Origin of the sequence: Corynebacterium sp. (genome assembly GCF_022712195.1) — a bacterium.
Taxonomy (GTDB): Bacteria; Actinomycetota; Actinomycetes; order Mycobacteriales; family Mycobacteriaceae; genus Corynebacterium.
Map to the genome: position 1 here is coordinate 1 of NZ_JALAGY010000020.1, position 25,596 is coordinate 25,596.

25 protein-coding genes and 1 riboswitch are annotated in these 25,596 nt (G+C 68.6%); of the genes, 16 read left to right on the forward strand and 9 right to left on the reverse strand.

All coding sequences use genetic code 11. From position 1 onward, the window contains the following. Window positions 1-272: 272 nt before the first annotated feature. The gene (trpD, locus tag Q0A34_RS02485; protein ID WP_291478192.1) at window positions 273-1,364 is read left to right on the forward strand and encodes an anthranilate phosphoribosyltransferase; all 1,092 of its coding nucleotides are present in this window, start codon (window positions 273-275) and stop codon (window positions 1,362-1,364) included. Between the two features lie 99 nt (window positions 1,365-1,463). On the opposite strand, the gene Q0A34_RS02490 is transcribed toward trpD, so the two are convergent. Then, complete coding sequence (locus Q0A34_RS02490) at window positions 1,464-1,895, reverse strand: cytochrome c oxidase subunit 4 (protein WP_291478151.1); 432 nt, start codon at window positions 1,893-1,895, stop codon at window positions 1,464-1,466. 28 nt (window positions 1,896-1,923) lie between these two features. Further along, complete coding sequence (locus Q0A34_RS02495; protein WP_291478154.1) at window positions 1,924-3,036, reverse strand: cytochrome c oxidase subunit II; 1,113 nt, start codon at window positions 3,034-3,036, stop codon at window positions 1,924-1,926. Between the two features lie 350 nt (window positions 3,037-3,386). Here Q0A34_RS02495 and asnB point away from each other — a divergent pair, with 350 nt between their 5' ends. After that, window positions 3,387-5,324, forward strand: coding sequence for an asparagine synthase (glutamine-hydrolyzing) (asnB, locus tag Q0A34_RS02500; protein WP_291478194.1), 1,938 nt, complete (start codon window positions 3,387-3,389; stop codon window positions 5,322-5,324). 81 nt (window positions 5,325-5,405) lie between these two features. Here the strand turns inward: asnB and Q0A34_RS02505 are convergent, their stop codons facing one another. Further along, window positions 5,406-5,762 carry an iron-sulfur cluster assembly accessory protein gene (locus Q0A34_RS02505; RefSeq protein ID WP_291478156.1) on the reverse strand — a complete coding sequence of 119 codons (357 nt, stop codon included), beginning with the start codon at window positions 5,760-5,762 and terminating at the stop codon, window positions 5,406-5,408. Between the two features lie 126 nt (window positions 5,763-5,888). On the opposite strand from Q0A34_RS02505, the gene Q0A34_RS02510 reads away from it, so the two are divergent. Beyond that, window positions 5,889-6,593 (forward strand): DUF3043 domain-containing protein, encoded by a 705-nt coding sequence (locus Q0A34_RS02510; protein WP_291478157.1) that lies wholly within the window; start codon window positions 5,889-5,891, stop codon window positions 6,591-6,593. After that, a complete protein-coding gene (locus tag Q0A34_RS02515; RefSeq protein WP_291478158.1) occupies window positions 6,593-7,501 on the forward strand; it encodes a nicotinate-nucleotide--dimethylbenzimidazole phosphoribosyltransferase in 909 nt (302 codons plus the stop codon). Before Q0A34_RS02510 ends, Q0A34_RS02515 begins: the two co-directional genes overlap by 1 nt. 35 nt (window positions 7,502-7,536) lie before the next feature. On the opposite strand, the gene Q0A34_RS02520 is transcribed toward Q0A34_RS02515, so the two are convergent. Next, window positions 7,537-8,673 (reverse strand): branched-chain amino acid aminotransferase, encoded by a 1,137-nt coding sequence (locus Q0A34_RS02520; RefSeq protein ID WP_291478159.1) that lies wholly within the window; start codon window positions 8,671-8,673, stop codon window positions 7,537-7,539. A gap of 89 nt (window positions 8,674-8,762) precedes the next feature. Between Q0A34_RS02520 and Q0A34_RS02525 the strand changes: the two genes are divergently transcribed. Further along, window positions 8,763-10,373 carry a leucyl aminopeptidase gene (locus tag Q0A34_RS02525; RefSeq protein ID WP_291478161.1) on the forward strand — a complete coding sequence of 537 codons (1,611 nt, stop codon included), beginning with the start codon at window positions 8,763-8,765 and terminating at the stop codon, window positions 10,371-10,373. On the opposite strand, the gene Q0A34_RS02530 is transcribed toward Q0A34_RS02525, so the two are convergent. Further along, window positions 10,370-10,762: an oxidoreductase gene (locus tag Q0A34_RS02530; RefSeq protein ID WP_291478163.1), complete on the reverse strand. Its 393-nt coding sequence runs from the start codon at window positions 10,760-10,762 to the stop codon at window positions 10,370-10,372. The two genes, Q0A34_RS02525 and Q0A34_RS02530, sit on opposite strands and share 4 nt — an antisense overlap. A gap of 261 nt (window positions 10,763-11,023) precedes the next feature. Between Q0A34_RS02530 and sucB the strand changes: the two genes are divergently transcribed. The 4 genes from sucB to Q0A34_RS02550 all read left to right on the forward strand — a co-directional run bounded on the left by sucB (window position 11,024) and on the right by Q0A34_RS02550 (window position 15,460). Continuing rightward, window positions 11,024-12,691 (forward strand): 2-oxoglutarate dehydrogenase, E2 component, dihydrolipoamide succinyltransferase, encoded by a 1,668-nt coding sequence (gene sucB / locus Q0A34_RS02535; RefSeq protein WP_291478165.1) that lies wholly within the window; start codon window positions 11,024-11,026, stop codon window positions 12,689-12,691. 67 nt (window positions 12,692-12,758) lie between these two features. Then, on the forward strand, window positions 12,759-13,496 hold the full coding sequence (lipB, locus tag Q0A34_RS02540; RefSeq protein ID WP_291478167.1) for a lipoyl(octanoyl) transferase LipB: 738 nt from the start codon (window positions 12,759-12,761) through the stop codon (window positions 13,494-13,496). Window positions 13,497-13,570: 74 nt separating this feature from the next. Further along, complete coding sequence (gene lipA / locus Q0A34_RS02545) at window positions 13,571-14,617, forward strand: lipoyl synthase (protein WP_291478169.1); 1,047 nt, start codon at window positions 13,571-13,573, stop codon at window positions 14,615-14,617. A 66-nt stretch (window positions 14,618-14,683) separates the two neighbouring features. Further along, on the forward strand, window positions 14,684-15,460 hold the full coding sequence (locus Q0A34_RS02550) for a DUF4191 domain-containing protein (RefSeq protein WP_291478171.1): 777 nt from the start codon (window positions 14,684-14,686) through the stop codon (window positions 15,458-15,460). A 116-nt stretch (window positions 15,461-15,576) separates the two neighbouring features. On the opposite strand, the gene Q0A34_RS02555 is transcribed toward Q0A34_RS02550, so the two are convergent. Then, the gene (locus Q0A34_RS02555; protein WP_291478172.1) at window positions 15,577-16,125 is read right to left on the reverse strand and encodes an RDD family protein; all 549 of its coding nucleotides are present in this window, start codon (window positions 16,123-16,125) and stop codon (window positions 15,577-15,579) included. Window positions 16,126-16,407: 282 nt separating this feature from the next. Here Q0A34_RS02555 and glnA point away from each other — a divergent pair, with 282 nt between their 5' ends. Beyond that, the gene (gene glnA, locus Q0A34_RS02560) at window positions 16,408-17,844 is read left to right on the forward strand and encodes a type I glutamate--ammonia ligase (protein ID WP_291478174.1); all 1,437 of its coding nucleotides are present in this window, start codon (window positions 16,408-16,410) and stop codon (window positions 17,842-17,844) included. A gap of 78 nt (window positions 17,845-17,922) precedes the next feature. On the opposite strand, the gene Q0A34_RS02565 is transcribed toward glnA, so the two are convergent. Beyond that, window positions 17,923-19,077 carry an acyl-CoA dehydrogenase family protein gene (locus Q0A34_RS02565; protein ID WP_291478176.1) on the reverse strand — a complete coding sequence of 385 codons (1,155 nt, stop codon included), beginning with the start codon at window positions 19,075-19,077 and terminating at the stop codon, window positions 17,923-17,925. A 13-nt stretch (window positions 19,078-19,090) separates the two neighbouring features. Further along, window positions 19,091-20,248: an acyl-CoA dehydrogenase family protein gene (locus Q0A34_RS02570; RefSeq protein WP_291478177.1), complete on the reverse strand. Its 1,158-nt coding sequence runs from the start codon at window positions 20,246-20,248 to the stop codon at window positions 19,091-19,093. Between the two features lie 175 nt (window positions 20,249-20,423). On the opposite strand from Q0A34_RS02570, the gene Q0A34_RS02575 reads away from it, so the two are divergent. Both Q0A34_RS02575 and Q0A34_RS02580 read left to right on the forward strand, forming a co-directional pair. After that, a complete protein-coding gene (locus Q0A34_RS02575; protein WP_291478179.1) occupies window positions 20,424-21,083 on the forward strand; it encodes an NAD(P)H-binding protein in 660 nt (219 codons plus the stop codon). A 12-nt stretch (window positions 21,084-21,095) separates the two neighbouring features. Next, on the forward strand, window positions 21,096-21,644 hold the full coding sequence (locus tag Q0A34_RS02580) for a DUF4334 domain-containing protein (RefSeq protein WP_291478181.1): 549 nt from the start codon (window positions 21,096-21,098) through the stop codon (window positions 21,642-21,644). Here the strand turns inward: Q0A34_RS02580 and thiE are convergent. Continuing rightward, window positions 21,629-22,354, reverse strand: coding sequence for a thiamine phosphate synthase (gene thiE / locus Q0A34_RS02585; RefSeq protein ID WP_291478182.1), 726 nt, complete (start codon window positions 22,352-22,354; stop codon window positions 21,629-21,631). The two genes, Q0A34_RS02580 and thiE, sit on opposite strands and share 16 nt — an antisense overlap. Window positions 22,355-22,373: 19 nt before the next feature. Then, window positions 22,374-22,485: riboswitch (TPP riboswitch) on the forward strand. Window positions 22,486-22,522: 37 nt separating this feature from the next. Between thiE and thiO the strand changes: the two genes are divergently transcribed. The 4 genes from thiO to moeB all read left to right on the forward strand — a co-directional run. Beyond that, window positions 22,523-23,686, forward strand: coding sequence for a glycine oxidase ThiO (gene thiO, locus Q0A34_RS02590; RefSeq protein WP_291478184.1), 1,164 nt, complete (start codon window positions 22,523-22,525; stop codon window positions 23,684-23,686). After that, entirely contained in the window at window positions 23,683-23,922 is a 240-nt protein-coding gene (gene thiS, locus Q0A34_RS02595) for a sulfur carrier protein ThiS (protein WP_291478186.1), read from the forward strand. Before thiO ends, thiS begins: the two co-directional genes overlap by 4 nt. Before the next feature lie 5 nt (window positions 23,923-23,927). Next, window positions 23,928-24,740: a thiazole synthase gene (locus tag Q0A34_RS02600; protein ID WP_291478188.1), complete on the forward strand. Its 813-nt coding sequence runs from the start codon at window positions 23,928-23,930 to the stop codon at window positions 24,738-24,740. Beyond that, window positions 24,737-25,596, forward strand: an 860-nt coding sequence (gene moeB / locus Q0A34_RS02605; protein WP_291478190.1) for a molybdopterin-synthase adenylyltransferase MoeB, incomplete at its 3' end; no start/stop codon positions are given. The genes Q0A34_RS02600 and moeB, both read left to right, overlap by 4 nt.

Sequence of the window (25,596 nt, forward strand, 5' to 3'; positions counted from 1 at the left end):
CTCCCCCGCCCGGGAGCCGCCCCGCACCCCGTCAGTCCACCCCCGGTCGGGGGAGGTCCGTCCGCGTGTGGCGCGCTACGGAACCACACCGGTGACTATGCGGGGCATTTTACCTGCGTGGCCGCACCGGAACGAATCGGCCCACCCGCTGCCCCCGGGCCGACGTCCACGCCGCGGAGGCGTAATAGGATGGACTGGTCCGTGCAAGGCCGCCCAAGGTCACCCGGACACGCACATCCAACTTCGAGAGGACGACACCGATGCCGGACGAGCTGAGTCTGACCACGCCGGACCACATCCCCCCACTGGGTTCCGACCGACTGCCGGAGAGCTACTTCACCTGGCCCGGCGTACTGGACCGCATCGGGAGGCACGAGGAGCTCAGCGAGTCCCAGATCACCTGGGCCGTGAGCCGCATCATGGAGGGCGGCGCCACAGACGCTCAGCTCGCCGCGTTCGCCTTCGGCCTGCGGGTCAAGGGCATCACCGCCGCGGAACTCTCCGCGGCCGCCTCGGCGATGCGTGCCTACGCCACCCCGGTCGACTTCAGCGACATCCCTGACGCGGTCGACATCGTCGGCACCGGCGGCGACGGCCACCACACGGTGAACATCTCCACCATGGCCTCCTTCGTCGTCGCCGCCACCGGCGTACCCGTGGTCAAGCACGGCAACCGTGCAGCGTCCTCGAAGTGCGGCGGGGCCGATGTACTCGAGGTACTCGGCCTGGACATCGACCGCTCCCCCGAGACCATCCACGACGACGCCCTGCGGACCGGGTTCGCGTTCATGTTCGCCAAGACCTACCACCCCGCCATGCGCTTCGCCGGCCCGGTCCGGTCCGAGCTGGCCGTGCCCACGCTGTTCAACCTGCTCGGGCCGATGACCAACCCGGCGGGCCCGAAGTTCGGGCTCATCGGCTGCGCCTTCCGCGACATGATGCCGATCATGGGCGGCGCCTTCGCGCACCAGGGCGTACGGGCCCTGATCGTCCGCGGCCTGGACGGGATGGACGAGATCAGCGTCTGCGCACCCACGGAGGTCGTCACCGTCGACGAACACGGCCGTACCGGGGAGTTCACCATCAATCCACGGACCTACGGCCTCGACGTCTACGACGACGACGCGCTCAAGGGCGGCGACCCCGACTACAACGCCGACATTGCCCGCCGACTGATGGCCGGTGAGATCACCGGCGCGATCAAGGACGCTGTCTTGATCAACGCCGCTGCCGCACTGACTGCCGTCCACGGCTGGGAGGGCACCGACCTGAAGTCCGCCCTCACCACCCAGCTCGCCGTGGCCCGCGAGGCACTCGAGTCCGGGGCGGCGGAACGCAAGATGAACGACATCGTCAGCCTCTGACGTCGCTGACCCCCGGACACACGGAAGAGCCCCCGCGAGGAAGATGCGGGGGCTCTTCTTGGAAGAGCAGCTGCCGTCGGCTGTGCGACGGCGGTGAGGCTACTCCTTCTCCGGCGGAAGGCCGTACTGCAGGTTGAGCATGGTGGTGGACCAGATGAGCATGACCGCGCCCAGCAGGATCACCCAGATCAGGAAGAAGGCGATGCCGTAGCCCATGATCACGATGGCCATCGACATGATGAAGGGCCACCCGGAGTGGGGTGAGAAGAACCCGAGCACTCCGGCGCCGTCCTCGATCTCCGCCTCTTCCCAGTCCTTCGGCTCGATGTCGGCCTTGGAGTTGGTGAGGTGGAAGTACACGCCGAGGAACAGCGTCAGCAGTGTCGCCAGGACAAGCCCGGTGCCACCTGCCCACTCGATGCCCTGCTGGTTCGCGCCGTCATTGAGCTGCGACGTCGCGTAGAAGTACACGACCGTCATCACCGTGAGGAACAGTGCCAGTCCGTACATCAACTTGGCTGTCTGCCGCATTGTTGTCTCCTAGTGTTTCTTCGCCGGCTTAGGCGGAACGGTCGATGTAGTTGTCACCCTCGACTCCCCGGGTGGCGTCACGGCCGGGAAGGAAAGGCTGGGTCGAGGTGGCGTAGGGGTCCTCGCCGATCTCCGCCAGCGCCTCAGCGTTGGTGGCCTCGGGGTTGGCCTCACGGTAGGCGATGTACGCCGCGAAGTTCTCCGGGCTCACGGCACGGACCTCGAAGTTCATCATCGCGTGGTAGGTACCGCACATCTCGGCGCAACGTCCGACGAAGGCGCCTTCGCTCTCGATGCCCTCGATCTGGAACCGTCGCTCGGACTGGTTCGCCTCGGGGTGCGGGAACACGTCACGCTTGAAGAGGAACTCCGGGACCCAGAAGGAGTGGATCACGTCGGAGGACGCCAGGTTGAACTCGATCGGGGTGTTCGTCGGGAGGACGAGCACCGGGACCTCCTCCGAGGTGCCCAGGGTCTCGATCTTGTTGTAGTTCAGGTAGGTGAAGTCCTCGGAGGACTTGCCGTGGATCGGCCCCACGGACTTGCCGTGGCCGTCCCGGTCGTCCTCAGGCACAGCCGCGTTGGCCTCGGCGGCCTCGGCGCGGTCCTTGTCCTCACCGACGTACTCCTGGCCGTCCTCGGTGAGGGCGTCGCTCACGTCGCCGTAACCGAACTTCCAGTTCCACTGGTAGGCGGTGACGTCGACAGTGACCTGCGGGTCCTTGTCGAGAGCGGTGACCTTGTCCTGGGTCTGCACCGTGAAGAAGAACAGTCCCATGACGATCAGCACCGGGATGACGGTCAACGTGAGCTCGAGAGGCACGTTGTAGGCGGTCTGCCGGGGGAACTCAGGCTTGCCCTTCTTGGCCGCGCGCTTGTCGCTGTCGCGGAAGATGACCAGGAACATGAGGGCCCACATGATGATGCCGATGATCCAGGCGACAACCCAGGTCCACACCCAGAAGTTGCCCATGGACTGGGCCTCCGGGGTGATTCCGTCGGGCCATCCCATGCGCAGGGCATGGAAGAAACCGTTGTCGGGGGGTGCGACATCGCAGCCGACCAGGGCAAGGGAGCCGAGTCCCAGCACTCCGGCGAGGCCGATCTTGCGACCTCTTCCGTGAACTTTTCGCTGTTCCACGCGAGTATGCCTTCCTCAATCACACGTCGTGTTCATCGGGGCCACCGGATCCGTCGCCTGCAGAGGACGGACACCAGCCCCGTGTCATCTCCCGACAATAGTGCATGGAGGGGGATGCCCCTGCATCATGCACACCATTGTGATTCTCTGTCTGCCCTATTCGGGGTTGCTGCGCGGTGCCTGAGGAGCACACCGCCGTCCGGCATGTCCCGTCTGGGTCAGCGCGACCTCGACGAGTACTCTTGTGTGCTTACGCACGCGGCCGGTGTTCCACCGTCCCGGCCCCCTCCACCGGGAGGGCCCGGACACGCCGGTCCCCGACGACACTTACGGAGATGACCCCAGAGCACATGTGTGGACTTCTTGGAATTCTGACGGCCCACGGTGACGCCCCCCGCTTCGTGGACACGACCGCCCGGGCACTCCCCTGCATGCGGCACCGTGGCCCCGACGAGGACGGCACCTGGAACGACGACGACGTGGTCTTCGGCTTCAACCGCCTGTCGATCATCGACCTCGAGCACTCCCACCAGCCCCTGCAGTGGGGTCCGGCCGGCCAGCCGGGCCGCTACTCGATGACGTTCAACGGCGAGATCTACAACTACGTCGAGCTGCGCGAGGAACTCCGGGCCGAGGGCTACGAATTCGCGACCTCGGGCGACTCCGAGACGATCGTCGTCGGCTTCCACCACTGGGGCGCGGACGTCGTCAACCACCTGCGGGGAATGTTCGCCTTCTCGGTGTGGGACTCCGCGGAACGGACCATGTTCCTGGCGCGTGACCCCTTCGGCATCAAGCCGCTGTTCTACGCCACGACAGCCGCCGGCACCGTGTTCAGCAGCGAGAAGAAGTCCGTCCTGGCCATGGCCGAGGACATCGGTCTCGGCCTGGACCTTGACGACAGGGCGATCGCACACTACACCGACCTGCAGTACGTTCCGGAGCCCGAGACCCTGCACTCCGGCATCCGTCGTCTGGAGTCCGGATGCCACGCCACGCTGCGTCCCGGCGACGACGTGACCGCGGTGCGCTACTTCGAGCCGACGTTCCCGGTCACCCCGGTCCCGTCCGGCCAGGAGAGCGCACTGTTCGGCCGGATCGCCGACGCCCTGCAGGACTCGGTCGCCAAGCACATGCGTGCCGACGTCACGGTCGGCTCCTTCCTCTCCGGGGGCATCGACTCCACCGCCATCGCCTCCCTGGCCAAACAGCACAACCCGGACCTGATCACCTTCACCACAGGCTTCGAGCGCGAGGGCTACTCGGAGGTCGACGTCGCCGCGGAGTCCGCCGAGGCCATCGGCGTCGAGCACGTGGTCAAGGTCGTCTCCCCCGAGGAGTTCGCCGCCGCCGTCCCGAAGATCATCTGGTACCTCGACGACCCCGTCGCCGACCCCGCACTTGTTCCCCTGTACTTCGTCGCCGCGGAGGCACGGAAGCATGTCAAGGTCGTCCTGTCCGGTGAGGGCGCCGACGAACTGTTCGGCGGATACACCATCTACAAGGAGCCCCTCTCCCTGGCGCCGTTCGACAAGGTCCCCTCCCCGATCAAGAAGGTGCTCCGGACTCTGGGGGACGCCCTCCCCGACGGCATGCGCGGAAAGTCGCTCCTGCAGCGCGGCACCACGCCCATGGAAGAGCGCTACTACGGCAACGCCCGTTCCTTCAACTACGAGCAACTGGAGCGTGTCCTGCGGATCGCCCGTCCGGAATGGGACCACCGCGAGGTCACCGCACCGATCTACGCCAAGTCGCGGGACATGGACCCGGTCTCACGGATGCAGCACCTGGACATGTTCACCTGGCTGCGCGGCGACATCCTGGTCAAGGCCGACAAGATCACCATGGCCAACTCGCTGGAGCTGCGCGTGCCCTTCCTCGACCGGGTCGTCTTCGACGTGGCCCGTACGATCCCGCACGAGCTCAAGGTCGGCAACGGGACGACGAAGTACGCCCTGCGCCGTGCCCTGGAACTCATCGTCCCCGAGCACGTCATCAACCGAAAGAAGCTCGGCTTCCCCGTTCCCCTGCGTCACTGGCTCGCCGGCGACGAGCTCTACGACTGGGCGAAGAAGAACATCGAGGACTCCGCCACCGACCACATCTTCGACAAGTCGCAGGTGCTGGCGATGCTGGACGAGCACCGCGTGTCGATGACCACCGGGTCCGGCCCCGACCACTCCCGGCGCCTGTGGACCGTCATCGCGTTCATGATCTGGCACGGCATCTTCGTCGAGCACCGGATCAGCCCCGAGATCGACGAGCGGGACTACCCCGTCCACCTCTGACTGGTCTGCCAGGTCCCGCCTGAACACAGAACTCCCCGCCCCGGTGTCCCGGGACGGGGAGTTCTCCGTGTACGGGGACCGTCAGCTGAAGGAGTCGCCGCAGGCGCAGGAACCCCCCGCGTTCGGGTTGTCGATGGTGAATCCCTGGGACTCGATGGTGTCGGAGAAGTCGATCTTCGCCCCGGTCAGGTACGGGGCGGACATCTTGTCCACGACGAGACGGACGCCCTCGACCTCGTCGACGAGGTCGCCGTCCAGGGTGCGGTCATCGAAAAAGAGCTGGTAACGCAGGCCGGCGCAGCCGCCCGGCTGGACGGCGATGCGCAGGGCCAGATCGTCCCGACCCTCCTGTGCGAGCAGACCGGCGGCCTTGCCTGCAGCGGCGCTGGTCAGTTCGACGCCGGTGGACTTCTCGGCGGTTGCCTCGGGAGCAGTCATGATTTCCTCCTCAGTAATGCGGATATGCCCAAACTACTCGTGAACAACCCTGAAATCCAGTGATCTATTCCCCGGAGACTCACCCTCGTTGGTACACCTGTCCACCTGTGCTCTAGCCTGTGAGGTGTGAAACTCCCGTGGAAGAAAGACGACGACGGTGGCGCCGCGGACAGCGACGTCACCTCCGCAGGCAACCCGTCCGACGCCGACGAGGCCGCCCCGGTGCCGAAGGGCTACACCCCCAAGAAGGGACGTCCGACCCCGAAGCGCAACGAGGTCGAGCGCGCGACCGGTGTCCGGCGCGTCCACTACGACGCCCCGTTGACGCCGAAGGAGGCCCGCCAGCGCAAGAAGGAACTCAAGAACTCCATGTCCAAGGAGGAGTTCAAGGAGGCCAAGCGCAAGCAGCGCGAGGAGGCCGCCGAAGCCCGTCGCAAGGCCAATGAGCGCATGATGGCCGGCGACCCCGACTACCTGCTCGCCAGGGACCAGGGCAAGGAGAAGTTGTTCGTCCGTAACTACGTGGACGCCCACCGTTACCTGATGAACTACTTCCTGCCGATCGCACTGGTCGTCGTCGTGGTCATGATCCTCGGCACCCGCTTGCCCCTGATCGCCAACTACCTCAGCCTGTTCATGCTGGTCGTCATCGTCATCCTGGTGATCGAGGGCCTCTTCCTGGCACGCAAGGTCAACCGCCTGGTCACTGAACGTTTCCCTGACAACTCCTTCGGGAAGTGGACCATCGGCTTCTACGCCTTCACCCGCGCCACCATGGTGCGCAAGATGCGTACGCCCGCTCCCCAGGTGAATATCGGCGACTCGGTCTGATGGTCGCGCGTCCTGTCCTCCGACAGCTCACGGAGTGGGCCCGTGACACCGGCTGCACCGGGGTGCTCGGAGACTCGCGGGACGCCGGCGCACGTCCGGAGCTCCTCGTGACCGCGGCAGACCACGCGGTCGCCGAACCGGTCTCGGGCGACCGGAGTCCCGTGTCGACACTGCCCTGGGGGTACGGGGCAGCCGAAGCCGCCCGGATCGACGCCGGCGAGTCTGCGCTGTGCTCCCTCGCCGTGCGGCAGGGTGTCGACGTCACCGTCACCGGGTTCCCCGCCCCGGCCGACACCGCCACCGCACCGTCGGAGTGGGTGGACGCCGGACGCGGGGCCGCGGACGCCCGCGCCGACGCGGCCGTTCCCCTGCTTCTCACCGGGACGCTCGGGACGGGTGCGACTACGACCGCAGCGGCCGTCGTCGGCACCCTGTGCAACATCGAACCGGTGAAGGTCGTCGGACGCGGCGGCGGGACCGTCGGCATCAGCGACGAGCAGTGGAAGCACAAGGCCGTCGCCGTCCGCGACCTGATGTTCCGTGCCCGCCGGCACCGGCGACGACCGGTCGACGCGGCGGCGGTCACCGAGATCCTCGACCTCATCGGGTCACCGGACCTGGCGTTCACCGCCGGACTGCTCGCCCAGTCTGCCGTCCGACGCACCCCGGTGGTCCTGGACGGCGTGAGCGGGCTCGCCGCCGGACTGCTCGCGGACTCGCTCTCGGCAGGGGCGTCACAGTGGTGGCTGCTGCCCGAGACTCCCTCGGAGCCGGGCTCGGCCGCGGCGGCCCGCAGACTGTCGCTCTCCCCGGTGATCGAGCATCCACTCGGCGCCCCCGCAGCGGCGTCAGGACTCCTCGTCCTGCCCCTCCTGGACGCCGCGGCGTCCCTCGCCCGGCAGGGCTGACCCCGGCCCGCCCCTCCCCCGCGGGGCTGCCGTGGCTACGCGCGGACCAGCGTGTGGTTCCAGGAGTGACTGTCCTCCCCGGTGCCCCGCTGGATGCCGGTGAGCCGCTCACGCAGCCGCATCGTGATCTCCCCGGGGACGCCACCGTTGATCTGGAACTCACCGGTACCGTCCTTCACCGTGCCGACCGGGGTGATGACCGCCGCGGTGCCGCAGGCGAAGGCCTCGGTCATCTCACCGGACGCCGCCGCCGACCGCCACTCGTCGACCGTGAACCGTCGCTCGGTCACCTTCAGCCCCTCGTCCTCCGCGAGCTGCAGCAGAGAGTCCCGGGTGACACCGGGCAGCAACGAGCCGGACAGTTCGGGGGTCACCAGCTCCGCGGGCCCGCCGTCCTGCCCGCGCATGATGAACGCGAGGTTCATCCCGCCCATCTCCTCGACGTTGGAGTGGTTCGCGGCGTCGAGCCACACAACCTGGTCGCAGCCCTGCTTCTCCGCGTACGCCTGCGCGGCCAGGGAGGCGGCGTAGTTCCCCGCGAACTTCGCCGCACCGGTACCCCCCGGTGCCGCCCGGACGTACTCGGTGGACAACCAGACACTGACCGGGGTGACCCCGCCCTTGAAGTACGCTCCGGCCGGGGACGCGATCACGTAATAGCTGTAGCTGGCGGCCGGCTGGACACCCAGCCCCACCTCCGTGGAGATGATGAACGGGCGCAGGTAGAGCGCCTCCTCACCACCCGCGGCCGGGACCCAGTCCCGGTCGGCCTCCACCAACTGGCTCAGGGACTCCAGGAAGAGGTCCTCCGGGATCTCCGGCATGGCGATACGACGTGCCGAGGACCGGATACGCTCGGCGTTCTTCTCGGGACGGAAGGTGGCGACGGACCCGTCCGGCTGGCGGTAGGCCTTCAGCCCCTCGAAGATCGCCTGCCCGTAGTGCAGCACCGAGGTGGCCGGGTCCATGGGGATCGGGGCGTAGGGGACGAGCCGGGCGTCGTGCCAGCCGGCGTCCTCGGTCCAGTCGACGACCACCATGTGGTCGGTGAAGTACCTGCCGAACCCGGGGTTCGCCAGTACCTCCGCGATTCTCTCAGGCGGCGTGGGGTTCTCCGTCAGGGAACGGGAGAAGGTGACGGTCGAGGAGTTGGCGGGCGCGGAATCAGACATGGCCTGTATCTTAGACCCGTCGGTCCCGGTCCGGAACACAAGCCCGTCAGGACCGCCGGCGACTTTTCCGAACAACCGTGAGGTGAGCGATGACATCCGCAGGACTGCCCCGGGGCACCATGCCTCCGCTGGAACTTCTCCCGGACGCCTCGGCGGTCGCCGACGTCGAGGTCGACGTCCTGGTCGTGCCGACGTTCTCAGGCGAGAACGGTATCGAGCTGTCCCTGGCCCCCGCCCCCGGGTCGCCCTCCGGAGCCGCCACCCTCTTCGACAGGGAGACCCAGGTCGCGCTCTGGAAGTCCCTCGTCGAGATCGGGGCGCGGGGACGCGCCGGCGAAACCCACCTGCTGCCAGCCGTCCCCGGCGTCGCGGCGACGCGGCTGCTGGCGGTCGGGCTCGGCGACGCCGACACCCTGACGGACGAGGGACTGCGCTCCGCGGCCGGCACCGCGTCACGCGCGCTCGGCCGGCTCCCCCGCCACCGGTTCCCCGACGAGGTGACCGCACTCAGCCTCCTCGGCACCCTGGGCACCGGTCCGGCGACCGAAGGCCACGGACTGGGCGGGTACACCTACACCGGGTCAAACGGCCACGAGGACGGCAACCGGGACTCCGCGCGCCTGACCAGGCTCCTCATCGCCCCGCCGGCAGCGCCGACGGCGGCCCGGTCCGCCGCCACGGACTTCTCCCGGGCGTGCGCCGCCATCGAAGCCGTCACCTGCGCCCGCGACCTGGTCAACGCCCCTGCGAACGTCCTGTACCCGGAGAGCTACGCCCGGGTCATCGCCGATCTCAGTACCCGGGCGGGGCTCGAGGTGGAGATCCTCGACGAGGAGGAACTCCGCGAACAGGGGTTCGGCGCGCTGGTCGGTGTCGGTCAGGGTTCACCCCGCCCGCCCCGGCTGGTCCGCGTGACCTACCGGCCGGAGCAGGCCGGTGACGCCGGGGTGCCGCATGTCGCACTCGTCGGCAAGGGCGTGACGTTCGACACCGGCGGTATCTCCCTGAAGCCGTCACCCCACATGGGCAACATGATCTCCGACATGGGCGGCTCAGCGGCCGTCGTCGCGGCGGTCATCGCCGCCTCCGAGCTGGATCTCCCTGTCTCGGTGACCGCCACCGTGCCCCTGGCCGAGAACATGCCTGACGGCACCGCGGTTCGCCCCGGGGACGTGCTGCGCCACTACGGGGGCCTGACCACCGAGGTCCTCAACACCGACGCCGAAGGTCGGCTGATCCTCGGCGACGCCATCGCACGTGCCTGCGAGGACGGGCCCGACTACCTCGTCGAGACCGCCACCCTCACCGGCGCGCAGGTTCGCGCCCTCGGCGACCGGACACCGGCGGTCATGGGCACCCCCTCGCTCCGTGACCGGGTGGCCTCCCTGTCCCGGGAGGTCGGCGAAGGTGCGTGGCCGATGCCGCTGCCGGCGGAGATCGCCGGAGAGATCCGCTCGGACGTGGCGGACCTGCGCAACATCCCGAAGAAGAGCTGGGGCGGCATGGCCGCGGCGGGACACTACCTCGCCGCGTTCGTGCCCGAGGGACTGCCCTGGGTCCACATCGACGTCGCCGGCCCCGCCTACAACACCGGGTCGCCGCACGGCTACACCCCGCGTCGGGCGACCGGGGTCCCCGTGCGCACGCTCATCGCGGTCCTCGAGGACATCGCCTCAGGCACCGCCCCGAACTCCCCCTAACCGTGCCCGTCGCGCCGCTCCTCGAACCGGGCACGGCGTTCCTGCTGTTCCAGACGTTTACGGATGATCATGTCCCGCTCGATACGGTCTCTCATCCGTTGCGGGTAGCCGGTCTTCTCCGCGTCGTAGAGCCGGACACCGGTCGCAGCGGCGACGTCGTCGATCCCACGGGGGCCGCCGATGCGTCGGCGCGTCCACTCTCCGGTGGCGTCGACGAAAACGACAGACATCTCGTTGACGAGCGTCTCCGGCTCGACGAGCCCCTCCACGCCCTGACGCTGACCCGCCCACTGGCGCAGGTAGTCGATGTCGGCCGACCTCGCCCTCCCACCCGGCGCCCGCGGAGGGCGGGGACCGGAGCGACGGGGGCGGCCGAATAGGTTGAACACGCCACCGATTCTAAGCGAATCCCGGACGACGCGACGACAGACGGCACAATCACGCCGCTGGCACGGGCGGGCACGGGCTGGCACGGACGGACACGGGCGGTCGCGACCGGCGCAGGCCGACCCCTTACGGCAGGACGGCGGTGACAGCGGTACCATATATAGTATTCGGTCAGAGACCACATTCTCTGCTTCTCTGCGTACCGCGGACCGATCCACGTACTCCACATCTGTACCCCGTCGTTTAATAGGAGCTTCAACACCATGGCGCACTCCGTCGAAATGCCCGAGCTGGGCGAATCCGTCACAGAAGGCACTGTCACCCAGTGGCTGAAGAAGGTCGGCGACACCGTGGAGGTCGACGAACCGTTGCTCGAGGTCTCCACGGACAAGGTCGACACGGAGATCCCGTCCCCGGTCGCCGGCGTCCTGCTGAAGATCATCGCGGACGAGGACGAGACCGTCGACGTCGGGGCCGTGATCGCCGAGATCGGCGACGAGGGCGAGGAGAGCGGCAGCGCCGACTCGTCCGGTTCCTCCGACTCCTCCGACGAAGCCCCGGCAGACGAGCCGACCGAGGAGCCGGCCTCCGGCAATGATGAGGACGACAGCAACGCCCCGGCGGCCTCCGCCGGCGGTGCAGGTACCGACGTGACGATGCCCGAGCTCGGCGAATCCGTCACCGAGGGCACGATCACCCAGTGGCTGAAGAAGGTCGGCGACGAGATCGAGGTCGACGAGCCGCTGCTCGAGGTCTCCACAGACAAGGTGGACACCGAGGTCCCCTCCCCTGTCGCCGGTACCCTGCTGGAGATCCTCGCCGACGAGGACGACACCATCGACGTCGGCGCCGTGATCGCCCGCGTGGGCGACGCCGCCGCCGCGGAGCAGGCCCCCGCCGAGAAGAAGCCGGAACCGGAGAAGAAGCCGGAGCCGGCGCCCTCCGAGCAGCCGAAGCAGGAGAAGAAGCAGGAGGCACCGAAGCAGGACGCACCGTCCGACGCCGGTGAGCCGTCCGACGGCAACCTCCCCTACGTCACCCCGCTGGTGCGCAAGCTCGCGGAGAAGCACGGCGTGGACCTATCCACCGTGGAAGGCACCGGTGTCGGCGGACGTATCCGCAAGCAGGATGTCCTCGCCGCCGCCGAGGGCGGTTCCGCGAAGGAATCCGCACCCGCGCCCGCCAAGGGCGTCGACCCGGAGAAGGCGTCGCTGCGCGGCACCACGCAGAAGGTCAACCGCATCCGTGCGATCACGGCCAAGACCACCCTTGAGTCCCTCCACGGTGCGGCCCAGCTCACCCAGGTCCACGAGGTCGACATGACCCACGTCGCGGAACTGCGCAAGGAGTCGAAGGCGGCCTTCCAGGACAAGCACGGCCTGAACCTCACCTTCCTGCCGTTCTTCGCCAAGGCCATCGTCGAGGCTCTCGTGGCCCACCCGAACGTGAACGCGTCCTACAACGCCGACACCCAGGAGATGACCTACCACGGCAAGGTCAACCTCGGCATCGCCGTCGACACCAAGGACGGCCTGCTGTCCCCGGTGATCCACGACGCCCAGGACATGTCGCTGCCCGAGCTGGCCAAGGCCATCGCCGACATCGCCGACCGTGCGCGGAACAAGAAGCTGAAGCCGAACGACGTCAGCGGCGGCACCTTCACCATCACCAACATCGGTTCCGAGGGTGCACTCACCGACACCCCGATCCTCGTCCCGCCGCAGGCCGCCATGATCGGCACCGGCGCCATCCGCAAGCGCCCGGTGGTGATCACCGAGGACGGTTCGGACAGCATCGCGATCCGCAGCATGGTCTACCTGCCGATGACCTACGACCACCAGGTCATCGACGGCGCCGACGCCGGACGGTTCCTGACCACAGTCAAGGACCGTCTCGAGAACAGCGACTTCTCCTCCGACCTGGAGATCTGAGTGCGCTGACCTCCCCTGCCCTACCCCGCCACCGCCACCCCGCGGTGGCGGGGTAGAGTCGTTAGGCATGGGATATCAACACGGATCCATCAGGATGTCGGCCGACCCTGTCGTCGTCGACGACCTCGGCACGGTGGACTACCTGACCACCTGGGACAGGCAGGCCGACCTGGCACGGCGCCGCGCGGACGGGGAGATCGGCGACACCGTCCTGCTGCTGCAGCATCCGCCGACCTACACGGCGGGGAAACGCACCCAGCCTGAGGACCTGCCCACCAACGGCCTCCCGGTCGTCGACGTCGACCGCGGCGGACGGATCACCTGGCACGGACCGGGCCAGCTCGTCGCCTACCCGATCGTCAAGCTCGACGACCCCATCGACGTCGTCGACTACGTGCGTCGGATCGAGGAGGCCGTGCTGGCGACCTGTCGCGAGGTCGGACTCGAGGACGTGGGACGGGTGCCCGGGCGTTCCGGGGTCTGGCTCCCGGCGGGCCTGCGGCGCGGCGAGCTCGTGCCCGCCCGCAAGGTCGCGGCGGTGGGCATCAGGGTGACCCGTGGCGTGACCATGCACGGGGTCGCACTGAACTGCGACAACACCCTGGAGTACTACGACCACATCGTCCCGTGCGGACTCGCGGACACCGGCGTGACGACCCTCTCCGAGGAACTGGATCGCACGGTCAGTGTGGCCGATGTGACGGACATCTTCACCGGCCACCTCCTCGCCGCCCTGGACGGGTCACTGGAGATGTCGGACAATGACGTCCCCGAGGAGCTCGCCCACGGCGCGGTATCGTCCTGAACAGGCGTTTTGACCCGACTTCGTCGACCGGAGTCGGTTAGCGTCACTGAACGATGCAGCGTAGGGTGGGGGCCGTGACTGTTACATCAGACGGACGACGACTTCTCCGCATCGAGGCGAAGAACTCCCAGACCCCCATCGAGCAGAAGCCGCGGTGGATCCGCACGCAGGCCAAGATGGGCCCGGAATACCGTGACATGAAGAACCGTGTCGCCGACGCCGGGCTCCACACGGTGTGCCAGGAGGCCGGCTGCCCCAACATCCACGAGTGCTGGGAGGAGCGTGAGGCGTCCTTCCTCATCGGTGGCGACACCTGCTCCCGTCGTTGTGACTTCTGCCAGATCAAGTCCGGGAAGCCCAGCCCGCTGGACCGCGACGAACCGCGTCGGGTCGCCGAGAACATCCGCGAGATGGACCTGCGGTACGCCACGATCACCGGTGTCACCCGTGACGACCTGGACGACGAAGGCGCCTGGCTGTACGCGGAGATCGTGCGCAAGGTCCACGAACTCAACCCGAACACCGGGGTCGAGAACCTGACCCCGGACTTCTCGGCGAAGCCCGACCTGCTCGCCGAGGTCTTCGAGGCACGTCCCGAGGTGTTCGCCCACAACCTGGAGACGGTCCCCCGGATCTTCAAGCGGATCCGGCCGGCGTTCCGCTACGAGCGTTCACTGGAGGTCATCCGGGCAGCCAGGGACTTCGGGCTGGTGACGAAGTCGAACCTCATCCTCGGCATGGGTGAGACCGCCGAGGAGGTACGGTCCTCGCTGACCGACCTGAAGGACGCCGGCTGCGACATCATCACGATCACCCAGTACCTGCGTCCGACCTCGATGCACCACCCGATCGAGCGGTGGGTGAAGCCGGAGGAGTTCATGGAGCACTCCGACTTCGCCAAGGAGCTCGGTTTCGGCGCGGTCATGTCCGGGCCCCTGGTCCGTTCGTCCTACCGGTCGGGCCGGCTCTACGCCGAGGCCAAGGCCGCCCGCGGCGAGGAGCTGCCGGAGAACCTCCGCCACCTGGGCGAGACCCTGGGCTCGACCACCAGCCAGGAGGCCAGCACGTTGCTGGAGAAGTACGGCCCGTCGGCGGACACGCCGGTGTCGTCCGCCCGCTAGCAGTCCCCCACGCTCCGGCGGACGTCGTTGCCGGCCCCGGGGCACCGATGTTCTAAGGTAGGCGGTATGGCGAAGGATCCCCGGGAGAAAGAAAACAAGCGGCTCGAGAAGGCCGCCAAGAAGTCACGGCGCAAGCAGACGCGAGGCCAGATGTGGCAGGCCTTCCAGATGCAGCGCAAGAAGGACAAGAAGCTCATCCCCTTCATGCTGCTGGGGCTGCTTGTCCCGGTGGCGCTCATGCTGGCGCTCAGTCTGGTGTTCGGCTGGTGGTGGCTGAACCTCATCGTCGGTGTCGCGCTCGGCGTGATGGTCGCGTTCTGGATCTTCTCCCGTCGGCTGCAGGCCGGGGTGTACGACCAGATCGAGGGCGAGGCGGGTGCGGCCGGCTGGGCCCTGCAGAACCTGCGTGACGGTGTCGGTGTCAAGTGGATCACGGAGACCGCCGTCGCGTCGAACACCCACATGGACGCCGTCCACCGTGTCGTGGGCGTCCCCGGTGTTGTCCTGGTGGGTGAAGGCAGCCGCCACCGCCTGAAGCCGATGATGGCGCAGGAGCGCAAGCGTCTCGCCCGCATTCTCGGCAACACCCCGATCTACGACGTGTACATCGGCGAGGGTGAGGACGAGGTGCCGATCCGTAAACTGCAGAACCACCTGGTCCGTCTCCCCCGTAACATCAAGAAGAACGAGGTCGACGCCCTCAACAGCAAGGTGGAGTCGATCGCCCGGCTGCACTCACGTGAGTCGATGCTGCCGAAGGGGCCGATGCCCCGCAACGCCGCGAACCCGGCCGGCATCAACCGCCGTGCCCGACGCGCCGCACAGCGCAACAAGAAGGGCTGAGTCCGGGAGTCGACGGCCCCCGCCCCCGGGCACCTGACGGAGACCGTCAGGTGCCCGGTTTTTTCGGTCCTCCGCCGTGTCCCCTGCCGACGGGCGTGAGCCCCCCACCTACCGGGTCACCGGGTGCGGATCACCGCGGTTCCGGTGGCACGGTCATGCATGCCGCGGCTGTCGGTGTCCTGGATCAGCGGCGGGAACAGGAAGACGGTGAGCACCGTACGCACCACCGCACGCACCAGACCCACCCGCTGGGTGGTGTCGTCGACGCGGGCCACGCCGATTCCCATCACCGCGTGTCCCGGTGACTGACCGAACAGCCACACGGTGACGATCCGCCAGACCACCCACACCATCAGGACGACGGTCGACACCCCGCCGAGCACATCGGTCATCTGGGTGAGGAAGAACGCGATACCGTAGCAGATCAGCCAGTCCACCAGCAGTGCGAGAACGCGGGGGAAGATCGTGGAGACCGAGCCCGGCCCGGACGCCGGCAACCCCAGCAGCTTCCCGGGGTAGGAGCTCAGGTCCTTCGGGTCCTCGTACTGTCCCGGGACCCGGGGGCCCTCCAGCCAGCTCGGCTGCTGTGCCCGTTCCTCACGGAGCCCCTTCCGCCGTTGACGGCGGTCATCCCCGGTCCCACTGTTCTTCTGCGGTTTCGCCATGATCCTCAAGCGTACCGGCCACGTGCGGGACCCCCAATTTCGTTCCGGGCCACCCCGACTGTGCACACCCGGGCGCCGGTGCCCGTATCCTAGAGGTCGAGCCCCGACCGGGGACTACCGGACGCAAGCGTGGGACCGGCGGTTACACACCGGTAACATTGGATTGACACCAGGGCAACAACCCCGGAATAGGGTTGTCTACGACGCACCCGGCAGGGTGAATCCCCTCGTGAGACAACGAGACAACGAGTTGGGTCGAACATGACTGCAAGGAGTCCAGAAGTGGCATTTAAGACGGCCGAAGAGGTCACCAAGTACATCGCGGACAACGACATCGAGTTCGTTGACGTCCGTTTCACGGACGTACCCGGCGTGGAGCAGCACTTCACCATTCCGGCCGCCGCCTTCGACGAGGATGCCATCGAGACCGGCCTGGCTTTCGACGGGTCGTCGGTGCGTGGTTTCACCACCATCGACGAGTCGGACATGAACCTGCTGCCCGACCTCGCGACCGCCAAGGTCGACCCGTTCCGCAAGACCAAGACGCTGAACGTGAAGTTCTTCGTCCACGACCCCTTCACCCGTGAGCCCTTCTCCCGCGACCCCCGTAACGTCGCACGCAAGGCCGAGGAGTACCTCGCCTCCACCGGCATCGCCGACACCTGCAACTTCGGTCTTGAGGCCGAGTTCTACCTCTTCGACAAGGTCCGTTACTCCGCCGGCCAGAACTCCGCCTTCTACGAGGTCGACTCCAACGAGGGGTGGTGGAACCGCGGTAACGAGACCAACACCGACGGCACCCCCAACACCGGTTACAAGACCCGCGTCAAGGGCGGCTACTTCCCGGTTCCGCCGTACGACCAGACCGTCGACGTGCGCGACGAGATGGTGAAGAACCTCGCCGCCTCCGGCTACGAGCTCGAGCGTTTCCACCACGAGGTGGGCACCGGCGGCCAGCAGGAGATCAACTACAAGTTCAACACCCTGCTGCACGCGGCCGACGACCTGCAGTCGTTCAAGTACATCATCAAGAACACCGCCGCCGCCCACGGCAAGTCCGCGACCTTCATGCCGAAGCCGCTGGCCGACGACAACGGTTCGGGCATGCACGCCCACCAGTCGCTGTGGAAGGACGGCAAGCCGCTGTTCCACGACGAGTCCGGGTACGCCGGCCTGTCGGACCTGGCGCGCTACTACATCGGCGGCATCCTGCACCACGCCGGTGCGGTCCTGGCGTTCACCAACCCCACGCTGAACTCGTACCACCGTCTGGTCCCGGGGTTCGAGGCCCCGATCAACCTGGTCTACTCGCAGCGTAACCGCTCCGCCGCTGTGCGTATCCCGATCACCGGCTCGAATCCGAAGGCCAAGCGCCTGGAGTTCCGCGCACCGGACCCCTCGGGCAACCCCTACCTCGGCATGGCCGCGATGATGCTCGCCGGCCTCGACGGCATCAAGAACCGGATCGAGCCGCACGCCCCGATCGACAAGGACCTCTACGAGCTTCCCCCGGAGGAGGCCGCCAGCATCCCGACCGCGCCGACCTCCCTGGAGGCCGCGCTGCAGGCTCTCGAGGACGACAACGACTTCCTCACCGAGGGCGGCGTCTTCACCGACGACCTGCTCGAGACCTACATCGCCTACAAGTACGACAACGAGATCTCCCCGGCCCGGCTGCGCCCGACGCCCCACGAGTTCGAGCTGTACTACGACTGCTGACCGCCGGCAGGCACACGGGTCGACCCCCGCCGCACCGTCCACGGTGCGGCGGGGGTCGACCCGTCCTACGGACCTCCGTCAGCTGTAGCTGTGGAGTTCGTTGTTCAGCAGCGCGCTCGGCGTCTCGCTGAGACTGTGTGACGCGATGCCGGCGCCCCGCGCCTCCAGCACCCCACCGTAGAGCTGCTGGAAGCCGGTCAGCGCGGCGGCGAAGTGACTGACGGCCGTCTCGTAGGTGACACCGATGCCGCCGTGCAGCTGGATGCACTCCTCGGCCACCACACGCGCCTGACGGGCCAGGAAGACGAAGGAGTCGAGGGCCGCGGTCTCCAGCTCCTCCAGAGTGAGTTCCTCGGTCTGCGCCATCGCCGCCGCCCACAGGGTGGTGGAACGGGCCAGTTCAACGTCCGCGTAGAGCTGGGAGGCCCTGTGGGTGAGGACCTGGAACTTGTTCAGGGTCACCCCGAACTGCTTCCTGACCTTGAGGTAGTCCACGGTCTGGTTCATCGCGGTCCCCATCAGCCCCACGGCCCGGCCGCCCTGCACAACCCGGGCCAGTGACACCGCACGCCGCAGGGCGCGGTCGGTGTCCTCCGCGGTGCCGTCCAACCGTTCGGCGGCTGCGTCCCTGAACGTCACCCGGCCCGTGGGCGCCCATTCCGCGTCGCGGTGCACCGTCACCTCCACCCCGTCGCCCGGGGTGACCAGGTAGACACCGACGGCGCCGTCCTCCACCGCGGTGACCAGGAAGGCGTCGACGTCCGCGGGGGCGACGACCGCACGCTTCTCACCGCTGAGCCGGCCGTCGGCGACGACGGCGGTCCGGACGTCGGCCCACCCGGTCCCCGGCTCCGCGTGGGCGAGGGTCACCAGCTTCTCGCCCGCGGCGATCTGCGGCAGCCAGGTCGACTTCTGCTCCGCCGTCCCCAGGTCCCCGAGCAGCCAGGCGGGGACGTAGGCCAGGTCGGTGAGCTGCTCGGGGGCGGCGAGTTCCCCCAGCGCCCCGGCGGCCGCGTAGGCCTCGCCGACGCCCGCACCGGCACCGTCGTACTCCTCGTCGACGACGAGTGCGGTCACCCCCAGCTCGGCCGCCTGCCGCCACAGGTCACGCCGGAACTCCAGTGCGACCTCCGGAGCCTCCGCCCCGCTGGTCGGATCCCCGTCGGCACCGGTGAAGACGCTCCGGACGGAGTCGGCGAGCATGCGCTGTTCATCTGTCAGGGAAAGATCCATGGTCGTTACGCTCCTAGAGTCCGAGAATGGCCTTGGCGATGACGTTCGCCTGGACCTCGTTGGTGCCTCCGTAGATGGAGACCTTGCGGTTGTTCAGGTACTCGACGACGGGGTCCCCGTAGGGGCTGGCGTCTCCTGCGGTGATCTCGACGGCGTCACTGCCGAGTGCCTCCACCGCCAGTTCGTTGAGTTCCTGGAGGATCCTGCTGCCCTCGATCTTCAGCATCGAGGACACCGGGCTGGGTTTACCGTCCCGGCTGGCCGCCGTGACGCGCAGCTGCGTGGCCTCGACCGCCTTCAGCCGCAACTTCACGTCGTAGAGACGGTTGCGGAAGACCGGGTCGTCGATGACGCGGCGCCCGCCGCGGGTGTGTTGGGCGGCCATCTCCACGAGGTCGGCGTAGTGCCGCTGGCTCGTGCCGACCTGGGTGATGCCGTTGCGCTCGTTGCCCAGGAGGAACTTGGCGTAGGTCCAGCCCTTGTTCTCCTCGCCGACGAGATTCTCCACCGGGATACGGACGTCGGTGAAGAAGAACTCGTTGACCTCGACCGAGCCGTCGATCAGCTGGATCGGGCGGCGTTCGATCCCGGGGGTGTCCATGTCGACGAGCAGGAAGGAGATACCCTGCTGCGGCTTCGGCGCGTCCGGGTCGGTGCGTGCCAGCAGGAACATCCACTCGCCGTACTGGCCGAGGGTGGTCCAGGTCTTCTGCCCGTTGACCAAGTAGTGGTCACCGTCGCGCACCGCCGTGGTCTTCAGCCCCGCCAGGTCCGACCCGGCGCCCGGTTCGGAGAACCCCTGCGACCACCAGATGTCCAGGTTGGCCGTCTTCGCCAGGAACCGTTCCTTGAGTGCGTCACTGCCGAAGGTCGCGATGACCGGCCCCACCATGCCCGTGTTGAAGGCCAGGGGCTCGGGGATGCCGGCCCGCTGCAGCTCATTGGTGAAGATGTGCCGCTGGATGGGGGTCCAGTCCTGCCCACCGCAGTCGACGGGCCAGTGCGGCACGGCGACACCGTGGCTGTTGAGGATGCGCTGGGAGGTGACGATGTCGTCGCGGGTCACGTGGCCTGCACGGACCCGTTCACGGATATCCGTGGGGACCTCAGCGAAAATACTGCGGAGTTTGTCGCGGAAGGCGACGTCCTCCTCGGAAAGTTCGAGATTCACGGGCACTACTCCTCGATAATATGTCTTGAATCACCGTTCAGTGTGGACGTGACCCACATTACTACGTCCGGCGCCCCGACGGGAGCGGGGCCTGCTCCGGGAATAGACGGAGCGGTCCACCGGTTGTGCTGACCAGAACGCGACCACTGAACCACCACCCCGCAGGAGGACAGGCATGACGGACATTCTCATCATCGGAGGCCACGGCAAGGTCGGGCTCCTCGCCACCCCGAAACTCGTCGACGCAGGATTCTCGGTGACCTCGCTCATCCGGGACCCCGGCCAGGTCCCCGACATCGAGTCCCTCGGGGCCACCGCCCTGGTCGAGGACGTCACCCGGGTGAGCCCCGAGCGCTGGGACGAGATCCTCGGCCGCTTTGACTTGGTCGTCTGGTCCGCCGGAAACGGCGGACGCGGCGGACCCGAGGTGACCTACGCGGTCGACCGCGACGCGGCCCTCGCCGTCATCGACTCCCTGCAACGGCTCCGTGACGCGGGCACGTCGCCCCGCTACATCAACGTCTCCTACGCCGACGCCCGGAACCACACCGTCCCCGAGGACGACAGCTTCTTCCCCTACGCGGACGCGAAGAAGACGGTCGACGACCGGCTCGTCACCACCGACCTGGACTACCTGATCCTGGGTCCGGCGACACTCACCGAGGAACCGGCCCGAGGGGCCGCCCGGTACACCCCGGACCTCGACCGGTCCGAGGCCCACACGTCGCGTGACCTCGTCGCCGACGTCATCGTCGAGTTCGCCCGGCGCGACACCCTCCCCGACGACCGCACCGTCGAGTTCGTCGACGGCACCGCACCCGTCAGCGGACTCTGACACGATGGGGCCATGGCCCCTCCCGACAGACCGACCGACGCCACACTGGACGGTGCCCTGAACGGCGCCCTGAAGGACGCCCTGGCCAGGTTCGACGCGTTGCCCGCCGTCACCACCGGGGAGATGGTGGGGCGGTGGCGGGGCGCCGAGGTGGCCACGGGCCACCCGCTCGACGGCCTGCTCGTCCCGCTGGGCTGGCACGGCAAACGGTTCGACGGCGACGAGGACGGGCACCCCCTCGTCTTCAGGTCCGGTCCGGCCCTGTTCGCGGCGAACCCGGCGCTCGTACCTGTGTCTGCCGCGGCGGCGCTGCGCCCGCTGGCGACCGCCGGGCCGTTCGCCGCGCTCGTCCGGCTCTACCTCCGGGCCACCGCGACGACGCGCCCGCGGGCCCGGCTCAGGATGGTGGAGTACCGCGGTGTGTCCACCGCGACGATGATCTACGACTCCCTGCCGGTCAACGACCACTTCCGGCGCATCGACGACCGGACCCTGCTCGGCGTCATGGACTTCCGGCACATCAGGCGGCCCTACGTGTTCACACTTCAGAGGGAGGACTGACGCCTGGCCTCCCGCAGCGGCCCCGCCAGGTCCGCCGCCGCAGCCCGCGGGTCGCTGGCCCCGGTGACCGCACGGACCACCACGGCACGCCGCGCACCTGCTGCGATCACCTCCGGCAGGGTGTTCGGGTTGATCCCGCCGATGGCGAACCACACCTTGTCACCGGATGGCGCGTCGCGGACCATCCCGGCGGTGCTCCTCACCAGCCCCAACCCGGTGGCGGGACGGTCCGGTTTCGTCGGTGTCTCCCACACCGGCCCGGTGCAGAAGTAGTCCAGCTCCGGATCGCCGAACGCAGCCTCCGCCTGCCCGGCGGAGTGGGTGGACAGTCCCAGGACGACGTCCGGACCGAGCAGGGCCCGGGCCTGCGCCACGCTCAGGTCGTCCTGCCCGACGTGCAGTATGTCCGCGCCGACCAGCGCGGCGACGTCCGCCCTGTCGTTGACGGCGAACAGCTTCCCGTGCTCGGCGGCGACCTCGGCGAGCACCTCGATCGCGGCGATCTCGTCGCGGGTGTCGAGGGTCTTGTCGCGCAGCTGGACCACGTCGACTCCCCCGTCGTAGGCGGCGTGGAGGAACTCCCTGAGGTCACCCCGGTCCCGGCGCGCCGGGGTGCACAGGTACAGCGAGGCCTGCCTCAGGAGTTCCCGGCGTCGCTCGCCGGTGGCGGTGGCTGTTGCGGGGGCGTCCGTGCGGTGCTGTGGGTCCATGTGGTGAGATGGTAGTCGTTACGCGAACTACGGGAGCCCCCGACGCCGGGGCTGAGAGGACCGGGGCGACCGGTCGACCGTCGACACCTGATGCGGGTCATGCCGCCGGAGGAAAGAACGCCGATGTCACCGACACCACCAACATCACCTGTACCACCTGTGCCACCGGTGTCACAGATAATTGTCGTCGGTGCCGGGGTCGCCGGGCTCAGCGCGGCCTGGTACCTGCGACGTGCCGGCCACACCGTCACCGTGGTGGACCCCGAGCCGGGCCACGGTGCCAGCCACGCCGCCGCCGGCATGATCGCCGCCGTCAGTGAGGTGGTCCACCAGCACGACTCGATCCGGCCGTTGACGCTCTCCTCCGCGGCGGCGTACCCGGGGTTCATCGCCGGTCTCGAGCAGGCCGTCGGGCGTCCCGTCGGCTACCGCCCCACCGCCACGCTCGGTGTGGGCGCCACCCCTGGGGACGTGGCGGCCCTGCGGGACCTGGCGGGGGTCCAGCGGGACTCCGGCATGGCGGTGGAGCAGCTGACCGTTCGGCAGGCGCGCCGCCTGGAACCCGCCCTGGCGCCGGGGATCGCCGGCGCCTTCCTCGTCGCCGACGACCACCAGGTCAACCCCCGGACCCTCATGGAGGCCCTCACCGAGGCGGTGTGCGCGCCCACGGACGACCGGGGCCCGCAGGGGCGCCTGGTCACCCGGCGGGTCACCGCGGTCGTGCGCGACGGGGACACCGTCACCGGCGTGCGCCTGGCCGACGGCGACGTACTGGAGGCGGGGATGACCGTCCTGTGCCCCGGCACCCGGGTGGCCGGCATCGACGGCCTCCCGGAGGCGGCGTCGGTGAGACTGCGCCCGGTGCACGGCGACATCCTGCGGGCCCGGGTGAAGCCCGGCCGTCCCGCGCTGCTGGACCGCACGGTGCGCGGACTCGTCGACGGCCGGCCGGTCTACCTCGTCCCCCGCACCGACGGGGAGGTCGTGATCGGCGCCACCGAACGTGAGGACGGCTTCGACGGGGTGTCCCTCGAGGGCGTGCACCAGCTGCTCCGGGACGCACAGGTCGTGGTACCCGGCGCAGCGGACCTGGAGCTCACCGAGATCCTGGCGCGCGCCCGCCCCGGCACACCGGACGACCTGCCGTACCTGGGTGAGGTTCCCGGTGTCGACGGTGTCGTGGTCTCCACCGGGTACTCCCGGCACGGGGTTCTGCTGGCACCGCTGTGCGCCAGGCTCACCGCCCTCCTGGCCTCCGGGACACCGCCGGAGCAGTTCACACCGCAGGACCGCGACCTGCTCACCACCACTTCCCTTGAAAGGACACCATGACCGGAACAACCGGATCCGACAGCATCGTCAAGGTCAACGGCGAGGAGCGTGGCGTGGACGCCACCACGACCGTCGGCGACATCGTCCACGAGGTCACCGGCCAGGACCCGGAGTCCGAGGAACTGGGACTCGCCGTGGCAGTGGACGCCGCGATCGTCCCCCGTAGCCGGTGGGCCGGCACCGTGGTCCACGACGGCGCGGAGATCGAGATCATCACCGCGATGCAGGGAGGCTGAACACCATGGCGACACCGACAGACCGTCTCACCGTCGGCACCTCCACCCTGGGTTCACGGCTGATCATGGGCACCGGCGGTGCGACGTCCCTGGAGGTGCTGGAGCAGGCCCTCACCGCCTCCGGAACGACGATGACCACCGTCGCACTGCGCCGCTTCAACCCCTCCACGGGCACCTCACTGTTCGGCCTGCTCGACCGCCTGGGGATCGACGTGCTGCCCAACACCGCCGGCTGCTACACCGCCCGGGACGCCCTGCTCACGGCCCGGCTGGGTCGCGAGGCGCTCGGCACCCACCGGGTGAAGCTGGAGATCCTCGCCGACGACCGCACGCTGCTGCCCGACGTCATCGAACTCGTCGACGCCACAGAACAGCTCACCGCCGACGGGTTCGAGGTCTACGCGTACACCTCCGACGACCCCGCGACGGCGAGACACCTGGAGGCCGCCGGGGCGGTGGCGGTGATGCCGCTGGGCTCCCCGATCGGCACCGGACTGGGAATCCTCAACCCCCACAACATCGGCCTGATCTGCGACAGGGCCTCGGTGCCGGTGATCCTGGACGCCGGCATCGGCACGGCCTCCGATGCCGCGCAGGCCATGGAACTCGGTTGTGACGGGGTCCTCCTGGCCAGTGCGGTGACCCGGGCACAGGACCCTGCGGCGATGGCCTCGGCGATGCGTCACGCCGTCGAGGCCGGCCGGCTCGCCCGTGGCGCCGGACGTATCCCCCGGCGTCCGTGGACCCGGGGCGCGGTGGCGTCGTCCGGGTCCGACGGGCTCATCACCGGCACCGGCCGGGAGGAGGAGGCGCTGTGACTGTCACAGGTACAGGTGCCGTTCCCTTCCCGTTCCCCCTCGTCGACCCCGGCGAGGAACTCACCACCGACGAACTGTCGCGCTACGCCCGCCACCTCACCCTCGAACAGCTGGGCCCCGCCGGTCAACGCCGGCTGAAGAACGCCCGCGTCCTCGTCGTCGGCGCCGGTGGGCTGGGCTCCCCGGTCCTGCAGTACCTCGCCGCGGCCGGGGTCGGCACCCTCGGCGTGGTCGACGACGACACGGTGGAGGTGGCTAACCTGCAGCGTCAGGTCATCCACGGCGTCGGTTCGGTCGGCGACCTGAAGGTCGACTCCGCCGCTGCCGCCGTGGCCCGCATCAACCCGCTGGTGACCGTCGAACGGCATGCGGTGAGGCTGGACGCCGGCAACGTCGTCGACCTCGTCGCCGGCTACGACCTGGTGCTCGACGGCGCCGACAACTTCGCCACCCGCTACCTGGTCTCCGACGCGTGCACACTGACCTCCACCCCGTGTGTCTGGGGTTCGATCCTGCACTTCGAGGGGCGGGTCTCGGTGTTCTGCTCCGGCCCCTCACACGACGGAGTCACCTACCGTGACCTGCACCCTGACCTGCCCCCGGCGGGCAGCGTGCCCAGTTGTGCCGCCGGTGGTGTCGTCGGGGCGTTGCCGGGCACCGTCGGTTCCCTGATGGGGACAGAGGCGGTGAAGCTGATCACCGGGTGCGGCGAACCGTTGTACGGCCGGCTCCTCATCCACGACGGCCTCGCGATGACCTTCCGTGAACTCAGGATCACCCCCGACCCCGACGCCCCACCGGTGACCTCCGTGGAGGTGGTGACACAGGCGTGCCATGCCCCGTCCCAGTCCCCGTC